This is a genomic window from Fructilactobacillus sp. X8R1C1, assembly GCF_059900945.1.
Map to the genome: position 1 here is coordinate 65,632 of NZ_JBWXVH010000002.1, position 18,602 is coordinate 84,233.

Below are 18,602 nucleotides of genomic sequence, written 5' to 3' on the forward strand. Positions count from 1 at the left end.
CCTCCGATATTCTGTAATTATTATAGTTTGATCTCGATGTCAACACCACTTGGCAAGTCTAACTTCATTAATGAATCAACAGTTTTAGGTGTTGGATTCAAAATATCAATCAAACGCTTGTGAGTTAACATTTCAAATTGTTCTTGAGCTTTACTGTACTTAAATGGTGATGCCAATACGGTATATAGAGTTCTGTCCGTTGGTAATGGAATTGGACCAGAAATAGTAGCACCAGTACGTTGTGCGGTTGCCACAATCTTGTCAGCAGCTTGATCTAAAATACGGTGTTCATAAGCTTTCAAACGAATACGAATCTTCTCTTTTGCCATGTTTTTCCCTCCTTCGTCTATTTTCAAAATAAGACTAGCTCCGTGGAAATTACCGGCACATCCTCGCATGGCAAAGCGGCCGGGTGTGTCGCAACCTCCCACATCAAAGCTAAATGTTGTACTAATTTTGGACAGTCTATCCCCCCCAAAACCGAGTACTTAGCTATCATACCCGATATTCTCTTATTTTTCAAGGCTTCTCATCATATTAAGTATAAAAAAAGTTCCAGAAACTTTTTCAATTTCTAGAACTTTTACAAAAAATTACTTTTCTTCTTTACTATTTCCACCATTTTTCTTAATGATGTCTTCTTGGATGCTCTTAGGAACAGCACTGTAATGATCAAAACTCATAACAAATGTTCCACGTCCCTGAGAAGCAGAACGTAAATCGGTAGCATAACCAAACATTTCTGATAGTGGAACCATTGCATGAATGTTTTGTGCCTTGTCTTGAGCTTCCATACCCTCAACGTTTCCACGTCGTGCGGTAACTTGTCCCATGACGTCACCCATGTATTCTTCTGGAACACGAATATCAACTTTCATGATTGGTTCAAGAATAACTGGATCAGCCTTCTTAGCAGCTTCCCTCAAAGCAATGGAAGCAGCGATCTTAAAGGCAGCTTCACTTGAATCGACTTCATGATAACTACCATCATATAATTTAGCTTTCAAATCAATCAATGGATATCCGGCTAATACACCATTTTCCATGGCTTCTTTTAGACCTTGTTCAACTGAAGGAATGAATTCTCTTGGAACAACTCCACCAACGATGGCGTCTTCAAATTCGAATCCTTTTCCTTCGTCATTTGGTGTAAATTCAATCCAAACATCACCATATTGACCTTTACCACCAGACTGACGAATAAACTTACCTTCGGCCTTAACTGGTTTAGTAAATGCTTCACGGTAGGCAACTTGGGGAGCACCAATGTTAGCTTCAACATTAAATTCACGTCTCATCCGTTCAATCAAAATGTTTAACTGAAGTTCACCCATTCCGGCAATCAAAGTTTGGCCAGTTTCTGGATTAGTTTCAGCTCTAAAAGTTGGATCTTCTTCAGATAACTTTTGCAAAGCATCATTCATCTTATCCTGATCAGCCTTAGTCTTAGGTTCAACGGCAACTTGGATAACTGGTTCTGGGAATTCCATTGATTCAAGACGTAATGGATGGTCTGGATCGGTTAAAGAATCACCAGTAGTGGTATTCTTCAAACCAATTGCAGCTGCAATATCACCTGAGAATACTTCTGGGATTTCTTGACGATTATTGGAGTGCATTTGTAGTAAACGACCAACACGTTCACGTTTGCCATTCGTAGCATTCAAAACGTATGAACCAGCCTTTAAGGTACCACGATAGACACGGATATAAGTTAAACGACCAACATATGGATCGGTAGCAATCTTAAATGCTAATGAAGCAAATGGTTCCTTATCGTTAGCACGGATGTCAACTTGTTTGTCGTCATCATCTGGGTCAGTAGCAGTGTAAGGACGAACATCAAGTGGTGATGGTAAGTAGTCAACCACTCCATCCATCAACATCTGAACACCCTTGTTCTTGAAAGCTGAACCAGCAAAGACTGGGTAGAAATCAAGATTCAAAGTGGCACGACGAATTCCAGCTTTAAGATCTTCTTGTGAAATTTCTTTACCATCAAGGAACTTCTCCATTACGGCGTCATCAACGTCTGCAACGGCTTCAATCAAAGCATCATGACGCTTTTGAGCTTCCTCTTGCATGTCAGCTGGAATCTCATCAACATCCCATTCTGAACCTTCTTTATCTTCATCATAAACATAGGCTTGCATGGTAATTAAATCAATCACACCAGCAAAGTCAGCTTCAGCACCAATTGGCATCTGAACGGCCTGGGCGTTAGCACCTAAACGGTCATGCAAACTTTTAACTGACATATCAAAGTCAGCACCAACTTTATCCATCTTATTAATGAATACAATTCGTGGAACAGCAAAGTCTGATGACTGACGCCATACGGTTTCAGTCTGTGGTTCAACACCGGCTTGACCATCCAAAACAACAATACCACCATCTAGCACACGTAATGAACGTTCAACTTCGGCAGTAAAATCAACGTGTCCTGGGGTATCAATGATGTTAACACGGTAACCCTTCCATTCAGCAGTGGTAGCAGCTGAAGTAATAGTAATTCCACGTTCTTTTTCTTCTTCCATCCAGTCCATTTGTGAATCCCCTTCATGGGTTTCACCAATTTTGTGGATACGACCGGTATAGTACAAGATACGTTCAGTAGTAGTAGTTTTACCGGCATCAATATGGGCAACAATACCAATATTACGAGTTTTGTCTAACGGAAATTCTCGCTTGTTAGCCATTATTTAACTCCTCTCAATCATTCACAATTTCATTATTTTAAAAAAGTGGCTAAATCACTTTAGCCACCCACTTACAGTTAAAAACTAAAAGCTGATTACCAACGATAATGTGCAAAAGCACGGTTAGCTTCGGCCATCTTGTGAGTATCCTCACGCTTCTTAACTGCTGCACCGGTGTTGTTTGAAGCATCGATGATTTCTTTTGCAAGACGTTCAGTCATGGTATGTTCACCACGAAGTCTTGCATAGTTAACAATCCAACGTAAGCCTAAAGTAGTTCTTCGATCAGGACGAACTTCGATTGGAACTTGGTAGTTAGATCCACCAACACGACGGGCCTTAACTTCAAGAACTGGCATAACATTCTTCATTGCTTCTTCAAACACATCAACTGGATCGTTACCAGTCTGTTCTTTGATCATGTCAAATGCACCATATAAAATTTCTGATGCAGTCCCTCTTTTACCATCTAACATCAAATGGTTAATTAATTTAGAAACCAACTTTGAGTTGTAGATTGGATCAGGAAGGATTTCTCTCTTTTGCACTTTTCCTTTTCTAGGCATGTAAAAGTCCTCCTCAATAATAACTTAATTAATTGTCTATTCCTTAGGTTTCTTAGTACCGTATTTAGAACGACCTTGGCGACGATCACTTACACCCGCAGTATCTAATGCACCACGAACAACATGATATCTAACACCAGGCAAATCCTTAACACGTCCACCACGAATTAAAACAACACTATGTTCTTGCAAGTTATGTCCAATTCCGGGAATGTATGCAGTAACTTCAATCAAGTTAGAAAGTCTAACACGAGCATACTTACGTAAAGCAGAGTTAGGCTTTTTAGGAGTCATAGTACCAACACGGGTTGCAACTCCACGTTTCTGAGGTGCAGGGTTCTGTGTGTTTTTCTTTTTGTAACTGTTATATCCGAAGCCTAAAGCTGGGGATTTTGATTTAGAAGTTCTAGATTTACGACCTTTACGAACCAATTGGTTAATTGTAGGCATCTAAAAAGTCCTCCCTTTCCTAATATAATATATTTTTTTAAGTCCACACATCCAGGCGGTTCTTTTTTGAAGTTAAAAAAATCGCTTAGTTGTTTATAAGCACAATAAGTAGAATACCACGTAGAAAAAGACGTGTCAATAAGACTTCAATTAATTTCCGTACTTTTTAGTGGAGGTTTTGTTAATGAAAATTTATTGGTTTATTGTAGGGAGCATCGTTGGATCTTTTATAAACGTTATGGTTGATCGAACCATTACGCACGAAAACTTTATCTTCGGTCATTCTAAATGTAGTAACTGTGGCAAGTTTCTAAAGTGGTACGAACTCATCCCGATCGTGAGTTACATGATTCAATTCGGAAGGTGTCGGACATGTTCAACTCGATTACCACTTTATTTACTGTATTTTGAAGTAACCGGAGCCACCGCTTTTACTATATTTCCACCTGTTTGTTTAGATAACCTCGAAAATTTATCGCTACTTTTACTCATGCAGGTTATGGCAACTTTTGATTTATTAACCTACCATTTCCCTACGGCATATTCACTGATTGCAGTAATGATAGCTCTTATAATTTCTAATCCTCTAACAAAGACAACTGGAATTTATATTATTGGATATTTAATATTGATAATAATAAATCATTACTTCCATTTCATTGGCAACGGGGATTTGGATCTCTTCTTAATCCTTTTAATTGCATACGGAATTACGGTTACCAATCTAGTCGTTTTAACCGGGTCAATCATAGCGATCATTTATGCCATCTTATTTAAAAAACGTGCGATTGCTTTTATTCCATTCATTTACATTGCCACTCTAATTATATTAATTTGGTTTGCTTAAAATTAGAAATTAAATTATGATTAACGTAATAAGTGAAGCTCTAATATATAGTCGTAATGGGTCGACAGTCTCTACTTGGAACCATAATTCCAAACTATTAGGAAAAAAGACCCTAAACTTCTATATTAGGGTCTTTTTAAATGGGAGAGTAATCATGAAAGAATTAGAAGAAGCAATCAAAAATAAAGGCCAAGTCCTTCCTGGAAATATTTTAAAGGTCAACTCGTTTTTAAATCATCAAATTGATCCTAATTTGATGTACGAAGTTGGCAAAGAATTCGTCAAACGCTTCTCAAACGATAATATTACTAAAGTCATCACGGTTGAATCATCGGGAATTGCTCCAGCCGTTATGACTGGCTTAGTATTGGGTGTTCCCGTCGTTTTTGCGCGAAAGAAAAAGCCATCAACTTTAAACGATGCAGCCTATTCGGCTGACGTATATTCATACACCAAACAAAAAACTAACCGCATTTTTATTGAGAAAAAATTCCTTTCACCTGACGATAACGTCTTAATCATTGATGATTTCTTAGCAAATGGCGAAGCCACTAAAGGGATGATTAAGATCGTTGAAGCAGCTCAAGCCAATCTAGTTGGAGTCGGCATTGTAATTGAAAAATCATTTCAACCGGGCGCTAAGTGGATCAAGGATCATGGCATTCACTTAGAATCGCTTGCTCGTATTTCATCCCTTGATAATAATGAAGTAAGTTTTAAAAAAGATTGATTAATATGTATCAAAAAGGGAGTTCATCATTGATGAACTCCCTTTTTAGTTTAATAACTAGTTTTTACTTGAATCTTTTTGTTGCATTTCTTTTTCGACATCACTTAATGAAGTAACACCCTTGGTATCAGTCTTACCCTCTTCTTCTGGTTCAATGTTTTCATATTTCCCAACACCAGTACCAGCAGGTAACAACTTACCAATGATAACATTTTCCTTCAAACCAACTAATGGATCAACCTTGCCACGAATTGCGGCATCAGTAAGAACACGAGTGGTTTCCTGGAATGATGCAGCTGACAAGAAACTGTTAGTTTCAAGCGCCGCCTTGGTAATTCCGAGTAATACAGGACGAGCCGTTGCAGGTGTTTTACCACTAATCACAGCATCCTTATTACGATCCTTGAAATCATCAATATCCATCAAAGTACCAGGGAGAATGTCAGTGTCACCTGGGTCCATGACACGAACCTTACGTAACATCTGTCTTACCATGATCTCAGCGTGCTTATCGTTAACTTCAACACCCTGTCTTCTATAAACTTCTTGAACCGCAGTTAACAAGTAAGTCTCAGTTGACAAAACATCTCGAACTTTAAGCAATTCCTTTGGATCAATTGAACCTTCATTTAAAGCATCACCACGACGAACCTGATCGCCTTCTGAAACCTTCATTCGGGCCTTAATTGGAACCTTATATTTACGAGTATCGGACTTCCCTTTAATGGTAACTTCCTTGATACCTTCAGCAGGATCTTCTTCAATTAATTCAACCGTACCAGTAACTTCACTGATGATTGCCTTACCTTTAGGATTACGTGCTTCCATAATTTCCTGAACACGAGGAAGTCCTTGGGTAATATCTGAACTACTTGCAACACCACCGGTATGGAAAGTACGAAGAGTTAACTGAGTACCTGGTTCACCAATTGATTGGGCCGCAATGGTACCAACAGCTTCACCAACCTCAACTTCGTCACCAGTAGCAAGGTTTCGACCATAACACTTCTCACAAACACCATGAGCAGTATTACATGTGAAGGCGGAACGAATTTCAACTGAATCAATTCCAGCGTCCACAATTTCTTGAGCAACGTCTTCATCGATCATTTCATTCTTTTTAACAATCACTTTACCAGTCTTAGGGTTCTTAACGGTCTTCATTGCGTTACGACCAAGGATTCGATCATACAATGGTTCGATCATTTCGTCCCCTTCGGTAATGGCACGAACAACAAGACCACGGTCAGTTCCACAGTCTTCTTCTCTAACAATGACATCTTGGGCAACATCAACAAGTCGACGAGTCAAGTAACCAGAGTTAGCAGTCTTAAGTGCCGTATCGGTCATACCCTTACGAGCACCGTGGGTTGAAATGAACATTTCCAAGACTGAAAGTCCTTCTTTAAAGTTAGAGGTAATTGGAAGTTCCATGATTTCACCATTAGGTGAAGCCATCAAACCACGCATCCCAGCTAACTGAGTAAAGTTCGAAATGTTACCACGAGCACCAGAGTCACTCATCATAAAGATTGGGTTCTGGGGATCGAAGTTTTTCATTAATTTGTTTTGAATTTCGTCTTTGGCATCATTCCAAACACTAACAACTCGTTCATAACGTTCTTGGTTAGTAATTAAACCACGACGGAATTGTTTAGTGATGGTATCAACTTTCTTATGGGCGTTAGCAACAATTTCTGGCTTTTCCTTTAAATCAGTAATGTCAGAAATACCAACCGTCAAACCAGACTTAGTTGATTTATCATTACCTAAATCTTTGATTCGATCAAGAAGTTCTGAAGTTTCAGTAACTTGGTATTGACTGTAAACTTCAGCAATGATGTCACTTAAAAAGCCCTTCTTAAACGGTTTAACCAATTCAGCGTTCTTCAAGTGTTCATGAATGTCTTCACCAGGCTTCAAGAAATACTTGTCAGGAACGTATCCGTGCAAGTTAGTTGAAGTTGGTTCGTTCAAATAGGTAAATTTCTTTGGAAGAATCCCATTGAAAATAACCTTTCCAACCGTCGTTACTAAAATCTTATCTTTTTGATCGTCAGTAAACGGTTTGTCTGGGAAGGCGCTCGCTGGAATACCAATTCTGGTATGCCAATGAACCTTTCCATCACGGTAAGCTAATTCAACTTCATCAGGATCGTTGAATACCATTCCTTCACCTTCAGCCCCTGCTTCTTCAAGGGTTAAATAGTAGTTACCAATAACCATATCCTGTGAAGGAGTAACAACTGGTTTACCATCTTTAGGAGCCAAAATGTGTCCAGCAGCAGCCATCAATAATCTTGATTCAGCTTGAGCCTCATCAGATAGTGGAACGTGAATGGCCATTTGGTCACCATCAAAGTCAGCATTATACGCAGCACAAACTAATGGATGCAAACGCATTGATTTCCCACTAACCAAAACTGGTTCAAAAGCCTGAATTCCAAGTCGATGCAAAGTAGGAGCACGGTTCAAAAGAACTGGATGTTCCTTAATGACATCAGGGAGAACTTCAAAGACAGCGTCGTCTTGACGTTCGATCTGACGTTTAGCGTTTTTAATGTTAGAAGCTAGACCACGTTTAACTAGCGCATGCATAATGAAGGGTTTAAATAATTCCAATGCCATTGATACTGGAAGACCCATCTGACTTAGTTTTAAATTAGGACCAACGTCAATAACTGAACGACCAGAATAATCAACACGCTTACCTAACAAGTTCTGTCTGAATCGACCTTGTTTACCCTTTAATAGGTGAGAAAGTGATTTAAGGGGACGGTTACCAGGTCCTGCAACAGGACGACCACGACGACCATTATCAATCAAAGCGTCGACAGCTTCCTGGAGCATTCTCTTTTCGTTTTGAACAATAATGCCAGGAGCGTTCAGGTCTAACAATCGTTTTAATCGGTTATTTCGGTTAATAACCCGACGATATAAATCATTTAAATCAGAAGTAGCAAAACGACCACCTTCAAGTTGAACCATTGGTCGCAAGTCAGGCGGCATAACTGGAATTGCATCCATTACCATCCATGACAACTGATTGCCAGAAGTAGCAAAGGCCTCAAGAATATCTAGACGACGAACGGCACGAGTTCGCTTTTGTCCCGTTGCTTTCTTAAGCGTATCTTTTAACTCTTTGACTTCTTTATCGATGTCAACGTCGTTTAATAAAGTTCTGATAGCTTCCGCACCAATTTCAGCGTGGAAACGATTGCCGTATTCACGCTTTTTGTCACGGTATTCTTGTTCTGAAAGCAACTGCTTCTTCTCCATTGGTGTGTTACCTGGATCGGTAACAACGTATGAAGCAAAGTAGATGATTTCTTCAAGAGCCCGTGGACTCATGTCAAGAACTAGTCCCATTCGACTAGGGATTCCCTTGAAATACCAAATGTGGGTTACAGGAGCTGCTAATTCGATGTGTCCCATTCGTTCACGTCTAACTTTTGAACGAGTGACTTCAACACCACAGCGATCACAAACGATGCCCTTATATCTGACACCCTTGTATTTTCCACAGGCACATTTCCAGTCCTTAGTTGGACCAAAAATTCTTTCATCAAACAATCCATCCTTTTCAGGCTTTAAAGTTCGATAGTTAATCGTTTCTGGTTTTTTAACTTCTCCATATGACCAACTACGAATGGTCTCAGGTGAAGCTAAACCAATTTGCATACTTTTGAATTTATTAACATCAACCATTGGCGTACCCTCCTTTATTATTTATTGTCGTCATTTGTATCATTTTTTGAGTCGGCATCAGATGAAGTTGGAGTTTGTTTCTCATTTTCATCTTTCTTTTCTTTATCCTTCTCATTTTTATCATCTTGTTTTTGAGCAAACTTACTCAATGCGTTCACGTTAACAACGTCTTCGTCATCGTCCATGTCACGCAAATCAATTTGTTTGTTTTCGGCATCGAGAACCTTCATGTCCAGTCCCAATGCTTGTAATTCTTTAACTAATACTCGGAATGACTCAGGAACACCTGGTTTAGGAATTGGATCACCTTTGACAATTGCTTCGTAGGTCTTAACCCGTCCGACAACATCATCTGACTTGTAAGTCAAGATTTCTTGGAGGGTGTGTGCGGCACCATAAGCTTCAAGAGCCCAAACTTCCATTTCACCAAAACGCTGTCCACCAAACTGAGCTTTACCACCAAGTGGTTGTTGCGTAACTAGTGAGTAAGGTCCAATGGCTCTTGCATGAATCTTGTCTTCAGCCATATGGTTAAGTTTCAAGTAACCCATAACTCCAACAGCAATTCGTTTGTCAAATGGTTCACCGGTTCTACCATCATACAGAACCGTCTTACCATCAGCTGGCATACCAGCTTCCTTTAAAGCGTCGGTAATATCTTCACTACGAGCACCATCAAAGACTGGGGTGGCAACGTGAATTCCAAGCTTCTTAGCAGCCATTCCAAGATGCAATTCAAGCACCTGTCCAATGTTCATCCGTGATGGAACACCCATGGGGCTCAATAAGATGTCGATTGGGGTACCATCTGGCATATATGGCATGTCTTCTTCAGGAATAATGACGGAAACAGTACCTTTATTACCATGTTTTCCAGCCATCTTATCTCCAACTTGAAGTTTACGTTTCTGGGCAATGTAAACTCGAACCATCTTGTTTACACCGGGCTTTAATTCATCGCCGTTTTCCCTAGTAAAGACTTTAACGTCTTGAACAATTCCACCGGCACCATGAGGTACTCGAAGTGACGTGTCACGAACTTCTCGAGCCTTTTCACCAAAGATAGCGTGAAGTAGTCGCTCTTCAGAAGATAATTCAGTAACACCCTTAGGGGTTACCTTACCAACCAAAATATCGTTGTCATGAACTTCGGCACCGACTCTAATAATTCCATCTTCGTCAAGATCCTTTAGTGCATCTTCACCAACGTTAGGAATTTCTCTAGTCATTTCTTCAGGTCCCAGTTTGGTATCTCTAGTTTCTGACTCATACTCTTCAATATGAATTGAAGTGTAAGCATCATCTTTAACTAGTCGTTCGGAAATGGCAATGGCATCTTCAAAGTTATAACCCTGCCATGTCATAAAGGCAACGGTTGGGTTTTGACCTAAGGCCAATTCACCATTTTCCATTGCTGGGCCATCAGCGATAATTTCATCAGCATCAACATGATCTCCAATTTTTACAATTGGAGTTTGGTTATAGTTTTTACCACCGTTAGAACGCATAAACTTCATCAATTTGTACGTATCTAAAGTGCCATTATCACGTCTTACCCGAATTTCTCTTGCATCAACATATTCAACGGTTCCAGGATACTTAGCAATCTTAGCAACTCCAGAATCATGAGCAGCTTGATATTCCATCCCAGTTCCAACAAGTGGTGCGTGTGGTCTGATCAAAGGAACAGCCTGACGCTGCATGTTAGCACCCATTAGGGCCCGGTTTGAGTCATCATTTTCTAGGAACGGAATACATGCCGTTGCCACCGCAACAACTTGCTTTGGTGAAACGTCCATGTAGTCAACGTTCTTTGAATTAGTTTCAACGTATTGGGACTTATCACGTGCCATAACTTGATCGTCTTGAAAGGTTGCGTCTTCATTTAATGGAGAGTTCGCCTGTGCAATCACGTATTTATCTTCATCATTAGCAGTTAGGTAATCAATCTTGTCGGTAACCTTATGAGTAGTCCAATCAACACGACGGTATGGGGTTTCGATAAATCCATACTTGTTAACCCGAGCATAACTTGAAAGTGAGTTAATCAATCCAATGTTAGGACCTTCGGGAGTTTCAATTGGACAAATTCGACCATAGTGAGTGTAGTTAACATCACGAACTTCATATCCAGCACGGTCTCTAGTAATACCGCCAGGTCCTAAAGCAGATAATCGACGTTTATGGGTCAATTCACCTAACGGGTTCGTTTGATCCATGAATTGTGAAAGCTGTGATGAACCAAAGAATTCTTTAACAGAGGCCACCACTGGTCTAATATTAATTAGTTGTTGCGGCGTTACCGTTGAAGCATCCTGAATGGACATTCTTTCTCTAACAACTCGTTCCATCCGTGAAAGACCAATTCGGAATTGGTTTTGAAGTAATTCACCAACTGATCGAACACGACGGTTCCCCAAGTGGTCAATATCATCAACAGATCCAATTCCCTCTTGAAGATCCAAGAAGTAATTGATTTCAGCCAAGATGTCCGCTGGGGTAATGTGTTTATAGTCCAGATCAATATTGTCATTACCAATTACAGGAACGACTTTGTCTGGATCTGTATTTGAATATACTTTAATTACTTGAACAGTAACTGGATCAGTTACGACAGCTTGATCGGAAGGATTAAAGGTGTAAGCCTTAAAATCTTTGTTAGCCAAGTACGGCTTCAACTTTTCCATCAATTCTTTGTCAATCACATCACCTTTGTTAGCGATGATTTCACCAGTATCTGGGTCAGCTAGGGTTTCGGCCAAAGCTAATCCCATTAAACGAGTCTTCATGCTCAATTTTTGGTTTGTTTTGTAACGACCAACCGGTGCCATGTCGTAACGTTTTGGATCAAAGAATCTTTGGGTTAACAAGTTTCTTGCTGACTCAGCTGTCTTTGGTTCACCAGGACGCAAGCGTTCGTAAATATCCTTTAATGATTCCTCAACACGAGAATCATCGGCATCCTTATGAACGTCTTTTTCAAGGGTAAGTGAGAGACTATCATTAGTATTTCCAAAAATCTCAGTAATTTCATCATCTGAGCCAAAACCAAGGGCACGAACTAATTCAGTCAAAGGAATCTTTCTAGTACGATCAATTCGAACGTATGAAATATTCTTCGCATCAGTTTCAAATTCCATCCAAGCACCACGGTTGGGGATCACAGTTGAACTGTAAATTTCACGACCATTTTTGTCGAGATCTTTATGGTAATAAACACCTGGTGATCGCACTAATTGAGAAACGATAACACGCTCTGCACCGTTAATGATGAAAGTTCCTTGGTCAGTCATAAGTGGAAAGTCACCAAAGAAAACATCTTGAGTCTTAATCTCACCGGTTTCATGGTTGGTTAACTTGAGAGTAACGTGTAATGGGGCTGAATAATTTGCCTCATGAGCACGTGCTTCATCAACCGTGTACTTAGGTTCCAATAGTTTATAATCAACGAAATCTAGTGAAAGCTTTCCTTGAAAATCCTCAATTGGCATAATATCTTTAAACATTTGACGCAAACCTTCGTCTAAGAACCAGTTATAAGAATTTGTTTGAATCTCAATCAAATTTGGAAGATCCAATACCTTCTTAATTCTGGAATAACTTCTACGGGTCCTGTGTTTTCCATACTTTACAATGTGTCCTGCCAAGTTATTCACCTCTCCCTAAAATTCCACGAAAAAGAAATGTTACGTTTTTGTTACAAAAAGCCATATTGCTGGTTTTTGAGCAAAAAAAATCCAAAAATAAGATCTAAATCTTACTTTTGGTTCTTATAAACGCCATCACGGACAATAGATCGCAACGACTCATTTCAATTCCCAGTTGCATACTCTACACATAATACAAAGAATCAAAGTAAAAGTCAATTAATATGCACAAAAACTCTCAGTAAAAATTTACTGAGAGTTTTAACGTTATTTACTTAGAATTTCTTCTTTGGGATTCTTAACTTCACGTCTATTGATCGTAATCTTGTTTTTATGCGCACCGATCGTAATCTGATCACCGGGTTTGAACTTGCCCGCTAGCAAGTCTTCACTCAATGGATCTTCAACTTTATCCTGCAAAGCTCTTCGAATTGGTCGAGCACCATAGGTTGGATTGTAGCCAACTTCAGCAACTAAATCAATGGCAGCTGGAGTCATTCTAACTTTGTAACCTAATCCATTGGCACGATCAATCAGTTCTTGAGACATTAACTTAACGATCCGGTGTAATTCTGACTTAGTCAAGGAATGGAAGATCACCGTATCATCAATTCGGTTCAAGAATTCTGGTTTAAAGAATTTCTTCAACTGTTCTTGAATCGTGGCCTTCATAGCATCGTAATTATCATCATTACCCGATTTTTCAGCGGCAAATCCAACGGTGTTCTTGTATTGAAGCTCGGTGGCACCAATGTTGGAAGTCATAATGATAACCGTGTTTCGAAAGTCTACCTTTCGGCCCTTGGCATCGGTTAAGTACCCATCATCTAGAACCTGAAGTAGCAAGTTAAAGACGTCAGGATGAGCCTTTTCAACCTCATCAAGTAGAACAACTGAGTAGGGATGCTTTCGAACTTTTTCGGTAAGTTGACCACCCTCATCATAGCCAACGTAACCAGGGGCAGACCCAACCATTCGACTAGTCGAATATTTTTCCATGAATTCACTCATGTCAACTCTGATCATGTCATCTTCAGAACCAAACATTGCTTTTGCCAAATCCTTGGCAAGTTCAGTTTTACCAACTCCGGTTGGCCCAAGAAACATGAATGACCCAATGGGACGGTTTGGATCTTTAAGTCCACTTCGTGCCCGACGAATTGCTCTTGCAACTGCCGAAACAGCTTCATCTTGTCCCACAACTCGTTCGTGTAAAATCTTTTCCAAGTTTACCAAACGCTTCTTGTCAGACTGTTTCAAATGAGTAACGGGAATCCCGGTCCATTCAGAAACAATTTGAGCAATATCTTCAGCATTTTCTTTTAATTGATAATTATGGGTCTTGTTAGCGTCATTTTCTTTAATACGCTGTTTTTGGGTTAAATCAGCAATCTCTTTTTGTAACTTTTGTTCTTGCTTACGAATTGAAACCGCATCTTCAAAGCGCTGTTCCTCAATGGCTTTGTCCTTATCATTTTTAACGGAACTAAGTTTTGATTCAGCGCTTGCTAACTTGTCATCTTTTCCAGTTAAATCCAGTCTAACTTTAGCTGCACCTTCATCCATCAAGTCAATTGCTTTGTCAGGAAGGTAACGATCACTAATGTAACGACTAGATAAATCAACGGCTGCATTAATGGCATCATCGGTGATTTGAACGTGATGGTGTTCTTCGTATTTGGTACGTAATCCCTTAAGAATCTTACGTGATTCATCCTTACTTGGTTCTTCAACTTCAACCGTTGCAAAACGACGTTCTAATGCTTCATCAGATTCAATGTACTTCTGATATTCATCTAAGGTAGTAGCACCAATAACTTGAACCTGACCACGAGCAAGAGATGGCTTTAAAATATTTGAAGCATCAACTGATCCCTCAGTTCCACCAGCACCAATCAAGGTATGCAACTCATCAATAAAGAGAATGACATTGCCACTATCTTCGACTTCCTTTAAGACCTTCTTTAAACGATCTTCAAATTGGCCACGATACTTAGTGCCAGCAACCAGTGATCCCATGTCTAATTCCATTACCCGCTTATTTTGCATATCCGCAGGAACAGATTTATTCACAATTTTTTCCGCTAAACCTTCAGCAATGGCAGTCTTACCAACACCAGGTTCACCAATTAAAACTGGATTATTTTTAGTTCTTCGGCTTAAAACCTGGATGACACGACGAACTTCAGCGGTGCGTCCAACCACTGGATCGAGCTGATTATCTCGAGCAGCTTTAGTCAAATCACGTGCCAGTGAATCTAAAGTTGGAGTTTCACTTTGTTCTGACTCACCATTCGAATTATTTTCAGAAGCCATATTAGTATCTGCAACCCCCATCTTTCGGATCGTTACTTTTCGGACTTGTTCTGGGCTAACTCCCAAGTTAGTCAAAATTCTTGAAGAGAGCATCGCATCATCACTAGTTAAAGCTAGCAAAATGTGCTCAGTACCCACTTTAGTTGATCCATACTGCTTGGCAATCTTTCCAGCTAAAGCTAAAATTTCTTTCATCTTTGGAGAATACGGCAGATACGTGTTTCCATCGACCTTTAAATTACCGTATCCAGCCAACTGCTCAATTTCTTCTCTAACGTCCGCCTCGCTGACGGCAAGTTGTTGGAGAGTTTGATAAGCAATCCCATTCTTCTCAATGGTAAGTGCCAGTAACATGTGTTCGGTTCCGACAGCTTGATGCTGGAAACTCTTAGCTTGTTCTTGGGCAATTACCAAAACGTTTTTTGCACTAGGGGTAAATAAATTATGCATATGCAAATCTCCCTTCATTTCTCTTTAAATCATAATCCATAATCAAACTAACACTCATATTTAAGCCGGTAAAGTAAAGCCTCTAAAACACTCGCTCTAACCTGATATTCCATTGCTTGATCAGGCAGTCTAATTGCCTCTTTCTTTAAAATAGCAGCAATCATGTTCTCCTCTTTCTCGGTAATGACTCCATTAGCATATAAGGTGGTTAAAATTGATTCTTCATCCTTTTCGGAAATTTCATCACCAATTGAATCAATCAAACTGTCTAGGACATCCGAATTATCCATTAAGTTGATTTTTTCAATCCTGATGTAACCACCACCACCACGTTTGCTCTCAACTAAATAACCATTACGCAACGTAAAACGTGTTTTAATTACATAGTTAATTTGCGAGGGCACCACGTCAAAATGATTGGCAATGTCTGATCGACGAATTTCGACTCGTTCTTGATCATTATCACCTAGCATATCCTTCAAATAATCTTCAATAATGTCCGATATATTACGGCTTGCCATAAACTCATCTCATCTCTGACTAATGTTGACTATTATTATACAAAGAAGATTTGTAAATTCCAAGTAAATACTCTTGGAAACCAAGGTAATAAAAAAATCGGGAAAACAAGATTCGAACTTGCGACCTCCACGTCCCGAACGTGGCGCTCTACCAAGCTGAGCTATTTCCCGATGCTTAAATATTAAAAAGTATATAAAAATCGGGAAGACAGGATTCGAACCTGCGACCCCCTGGTCCCAAACCAGGTGCTCTACCAAGCTGAGCTACTTCCCGATGAATGCACCTAGTAGGAGTCGAACCTACAACCTTCTGATTCGTAGTCAGACACTCTATCCAATTGCGCTATAGGTGCATATAAGCATTAAACGTTCACATTCATCAGCGAACATATATTATTATACCAGAAGTATCCGATTTTGGAAAAGAAAAATAAAAAAATAACCAGAAACATCTGGTTATTTTCACCACCACAATAGCACGCCCACTACTACGATAATCGTAACGACTAGAATCGAAACATAAAACCACTCGTTTTTTAATTTGGAATCGTTTTTAACGTTAATCCGAATGTCATGACGTTTAGAAACGTGCTTTTTATTATTTAATTTGGGATCATCGATAATTTTTAAGAAGGTTTGTTGGGCGGACCTCCCCTTGGGATGCTTGAACTTAAAGTACTCACCATCAGGCTTTAAAAAGCTCCCATCCACATCATCTTGAGCGTAAATGTCGATGATGTTTAAAAGCTGTTGCTTTAGTTTTGGATCAAGAATTGGCGCCGCTAGCTCGACTCGGTTATCCATGTTTCTTGTCATTAAATCAGCAGAAGATATCCACAATTTGGAATCATCCTGAGTGAAGAATCCATAAATTCGGCTATGTTCCAAAAATTCACCAACAATACTCGAAACTACAATTTTTTCTTTTTTCCCGCAAATTCCAAGTTTAAGACAACAAGCTCCTCTAACAACGAGCCTAAATGGTACACCCACTCTAGCTGCATCGTAAATGGCTGAAATCACTTCTACATCAGTCAACGAATTAATCTTTAAGAAGACTGCTCCCTTTCCAGTTCTTAAATAGCTTTCTTTAACTTCTTGAATCCCATCAATCACTTGATCCTGGATTTGATGGGGAGATGCCGATAACACTTGATAACTTGGCTGAGCAGCGTCCGGAGCCTGTAAATAATCGAAAAACTTCGCCAAATCCTGAACATAGTCATCCTTACTGGTAAAGAAACTAAGATCGACAAATCCCTTCGCCGTCTGCATGTTGTAGTTTCCCGTTCCAACCTGGATATAACCCCTTGGATGATCGCCATCTTTTGTTAAAACCAAACAAGTTTTGCTGTGAACTTTCATGTCTTTTTTTCCAAAAATAACATGAACACCAGCATTCTTCAGTTTTTCAGTTACTTTCAAATTGTTCTTTTCATCAAAACGAGCTCTTAATTCAACCACAACGGTGGTTTTAATTCCCTTTTGAGCGGCTTTTGCTAGTAAATCAACCACTTCAGAGTGTTTTGAAACCCGATACAGGGTTTGTTTAATCGCAACAGTTTTAGGATTTTCGACCGCTTCTTTTAAGAACTGCAAAAACTGACTAAACGAATCATATGGATATTGGATAAGGAGATCCTTTTGATCCAAGTACGAAAGGATTGAGGCGGAAGTCGGCCAAGTTCGAGGATTAAATTTTGCGTAACAATATTCTGGATAATCAGGCGAATACTTACTGACGATCTCAAATAGATAAGTTAAATCAACGGGACCAGGAATTTTAAAAATAGCATTCTTTTCAATCTTAAACTTATCAATAAAATCATTTAAGAAATCATCGTCAGTATTACCATCAAATTCCTCAACTTCAAATCGAGTTACCTTTCCTTTTTCACGGTCAACAAGATACTGACGCATCCGAGAGATTGTTTCAAAATTATTATCCTCTTTTTCAACATCTAAGGTGGCATCAAGGTCTCTCGTGACTCTAAAGACGACCGTTCCGGTGATTTCTTTTCCATTGAAGAGACGCTTGAGGTTATGATTAATCAAATCTTCAAGTAAGATATACGTATCAATCCCGTTCGATTTAACCGAAAGCAAACGGTCAAACTTAGAAGGAATGGGGATAATCCGAATGGCTTTTTTATCATCACCCTTGACTAAGACGCCAATCGCAATTTGCTTGTTAGAAAGAAACTTTAAATCATAATTTTCATCAAACTCTTTAAAGGAAAGTGATGGTTGAATCTTCTTAATAAAGTATTGATTGACTTGATCCTTTTGTTTGTCATTAAGGTCTGCATAAGACTCAATCGAACAAACATCTCTCTCCTTTAATTCTTGATTTAATTTATCGTAATCATTGTATTGGATCTTAAAATTTTCATCATTACGATCATGAATCTGATCGAGGATCTGACTATAGTGAAGTCCAGACTTCTTTTCAATTCCATTATCACTAAGCTCCATTTGCCCTTGAACGCTTGGAACCCTGACACTATAAAACTCATCTAAATTATTTGACCCAATTGCTAAAAACTTCAGCTTTTCCAAAAACGGAGTGAACGATTCAGTGGCTAGATTAATCACTCTTCGATTAAATAAAGTCCAACTCAAATCCCGGTTATAGCACGAGTCAACATACTCTTCATTTCTCTTCATG

Annotated in this window: 11 protein-coding genes, 3 tRNA genes and 1 riboswitch; of the genes, 2 read left to right on the forward strand and 12 right to left on the reverse strand. The window is 39.3% G+C overall.

The features are described 5' to 3' along the window. Positions 1-20: 20 nt before the first annotated feature. The 4 genes from rpsJ to rpsL form a co-directional block, all read right to left on the reverse strand. The gene (gene rpsJ / locus AC6UD1_RS02290) at positions 21-329 is read right to left on the reverse strand and encodes a 30S ribosomal protein S10 (RefSeq protein ID WP_500693543.1); all 309 of its coding nucleotides are present in this window, start codon (positions 327-329) and stop codon (positions 21-23) included. 264 nt (positions 330-593) lie between these two features. Further along, positions 594-2,699, reverse strand: a complete 2,106-nt coding sequence (fusA, locus tag AC6UD1_RS02295; protein WP_500693542.1) for an elongation factor G — start codon at positions 2,697-2,699, stop codon at positions 594-596. A 95-nt stretch (positions 2,700-2,794) separates the two neighbouring features. Further along, positions 2,795-3,265: a 30S ribosomal protein S7 gene (gene rpsG, locus AC6UD1_RS02300; RefSeq protein ID WP_500693541.1), complete on the reverse strand. Its 471-nt coding sequence runs from the start codon at positions 3,263-3,265 to the stop codon at positions 2,795-2,797. Positions 3,266-3,301: 36 nt separating this feature from the next. Beyond that, positions 3,302-3,715 carry a 30S ribosomal protein S12 gene (gene rpsL / locus AC6UD1_RS02305; RefSeq protein ID WP_010022704.1) on the reverse strand — a complete coding sequence of 138 codons (414 nt, stop codon included), beginning with the start codon at positions 3,713-3,715 and terminating at the stop codon, positions 3,302-3,304. 184 nt (positions 3,716-3,899) lie between these two features. On the opposite strand from rpsL, the gene AC6UD1_RS02310 reads away from it, so the two are divergent. Both AC6UD1_RS02310 and AC6UD1_RS02315 read left to right on the forward strand, forming a co-directional pair. Beyond that, positions 3,900-4,562, forward strand: a complete 663-nt coding sequence (locus tag AC6UD1_RS02310; protein WP_500706315.1) for a prepilin peptidase — start codon at positions 3,900-3,902, stop codon at positions 4,560-4,562. A 21-nt stretch (positions 4,563-4,583) separates the two neighbouring features. After that, a riboswitch (purine riboswitch) is annotated at positions 4,584-4,679 on the forward strand. 37 nt (positions 4,680-4,716) lie between these two features. Next, positions 4,717-5,292 (forward strand): xanthine phosphoribosyltransferase, encoded by a 576-nt coding sequence (locus AC6UD1_RS02315; RefSeq protein WP_500693539.1) that lies wholly within the window; start codon positions 4,717-4,719, stop codon positions 5,290-5,292. Positions 5,293-5,349: 57 nt separating this feature from the next. Here the strand turns inward: AC6UD1_RS02315 and rpoC are convergent, their stop codons facing one another. From rpoC to ppk1, 8 genes are all read right to left on the reverse strand, one after another. Continuing rightward, the gene (gene rpoC / locus AC6UD1_RS02320) at positions 5,350-9,000 is read right to left on the reverse strand and encodes a DNA-directed RNA polymerase subunit beta' (RefSeq protein WP_500693538.1); all 3,651 of its coding nucleotides are present in this window, start codon (positions 8,998-9,000) and stop codon (positions 5,350-5,352) included. A 17-nt stretch (positions 9,001-9,017) separates the two neighbouring features. Next, a complete protein-coding gene (gene rpoB, locus AC6UD1_RS02325; protein ID WP_500695232.1) occupies positions 9,018-12,656 on the reverse strand; it encodes a DNA-directed RNA polymerase subunit beta in 3,639 nt (1,212 codons plus the stop codon). Between the two features lie 258 nt (positions 12,657-12,914). Next, positions 12,915-15,413 carry an ATP-dependent Clp protease ATP-binding subunit gene (locus tag AC6UD1_RS02330; RefSeq protein ID WP_500707190.1) on the reverse strand — a complete coding sequence of 833 codons (2,499 nt, stop codon included), beginning with the start codon at positions 15,411-15,413 and terminating at the stop codon, positions 12,915-12,917. A 47-nt stretch (positions 15,414-15,460) separates the two neighbouring features. Then, entirely contained in the window at positions 15,461-15,934 is a 474-nt protein-coding gene (locus AC6UD1_RS02335) for a CtsR family transcriptional regulator (RefSeq protein ID WP_500693535.1), read from the reverse strand. Between the two features lie 97 nt (positions 15,935-16,031). After that, positions 16,032-16,105: transfer RNA gene (locus AC6UD1_RS02340), tRNA-Pro, on the reverse strand. A 29-nt stretch (positions 16,106-16,134) separates the two neighbouring features. Further along, positions 16,135-16,208, reverse strand: a tRNA-Pro gene (locus AC6UD1_RS02345). Between the two features lie 5 nt (positions 16,209-16,213). After that, positions 16,214-16,287, reverse strand: a tRNA-Arg gene (locus AC6UD1_RS02350). A gap of 109 nt (positions 16,288-16,396) precedes the next feature. Next, on the reverse strand, positions 16,397-18,601 hold the full coding sequence (ppk1, locus tag AC6UD1_RS02355; RefSeq protein ID WP_500707191.1) for a polyphosphate kinase 1: 2,205 nt from the start codon (positions 18,599-18,601) through the stop codon (positions 16,397-16,399). Position 18,602 lies beyond the last annotated feature (1 nt).

What these genes read in the sequence shown, in the direction of transcription:
- fusA (WP_500693542.1), bottom strand. Translation starts at nt 2,699, where the DNA reads ATGGCTAACAAGCGAGAATTTCCGTTAGACAAAACTCGTAATATTGGT.
- rpsJ (WP_500693543.1), bottom strand. Translation starts at nt 329, where the DNA reads ATGGCAAAAGAGAAGATTCGTATTCGTTTGAAAGCTTATGAACACCGT.
- AC6UD1_RS02335 (WP_500693535.1), bottom strand. Translation starts at nt 15,934, where the DNA reads ATGGCAAGCCGTAATATATCGGACATTATTGAAGATTATTTGAAGGAT.
- rpsL (WP_010022704.1), bottom strand. Translation starts at nt 3,715, where the DNA reads ATGCCTACAATTAACCAATTGGTTCGTAAAGGTCGTAAATCTAGAACT.
- ppk1 (WP_500707191.1), bottom strand. Translation starts at nt 18,601, where the DNA reads ATGAAGAGAAATGAAGAGTATGTTGACTCGTGCTATAACCGGGATTTG.
- AC6UD1_RS02310 (WP_500706315.1), top strand. Translation starts at nt 3,900, where the DNA reads ATGAAAATTTATTGGTTTATTGTAGGGAGCATCGTTGGATCTTTTATA.
- AC6UD1_RS02315 (WP_500693539.1), top strand. Translation starts at nt 4,717, where the DNA reads ATGAAAGAATTAGAAGAAGCAATCAAAAATAAAGGCCAAGTCCTTCCT.
- rpsG (WP_500693541.1), bottom strand. Translation starts at nt 3,265, where the DNA reads ATGCCTAGAAAAGGAAAAGTGCAAAAGAGAGAAATCCTTCCTGATCCA.
- AC6UD1_RS02330 (WP_500707190.1), bottom strand. Translation starts at nt 15,413, where the DNA reads ATGCATAATTTATTTACCCCTAGTGCAAAAAACGTTTTGGTAATTGCC.
- rpoC (WP_500693538.1), bottom strand. Translation starts at nt 9,000, where the DNA reads ATGGTTGATGTTAATAAATTCAAAAGTATGCAAATTGGTTTAGCTTCA.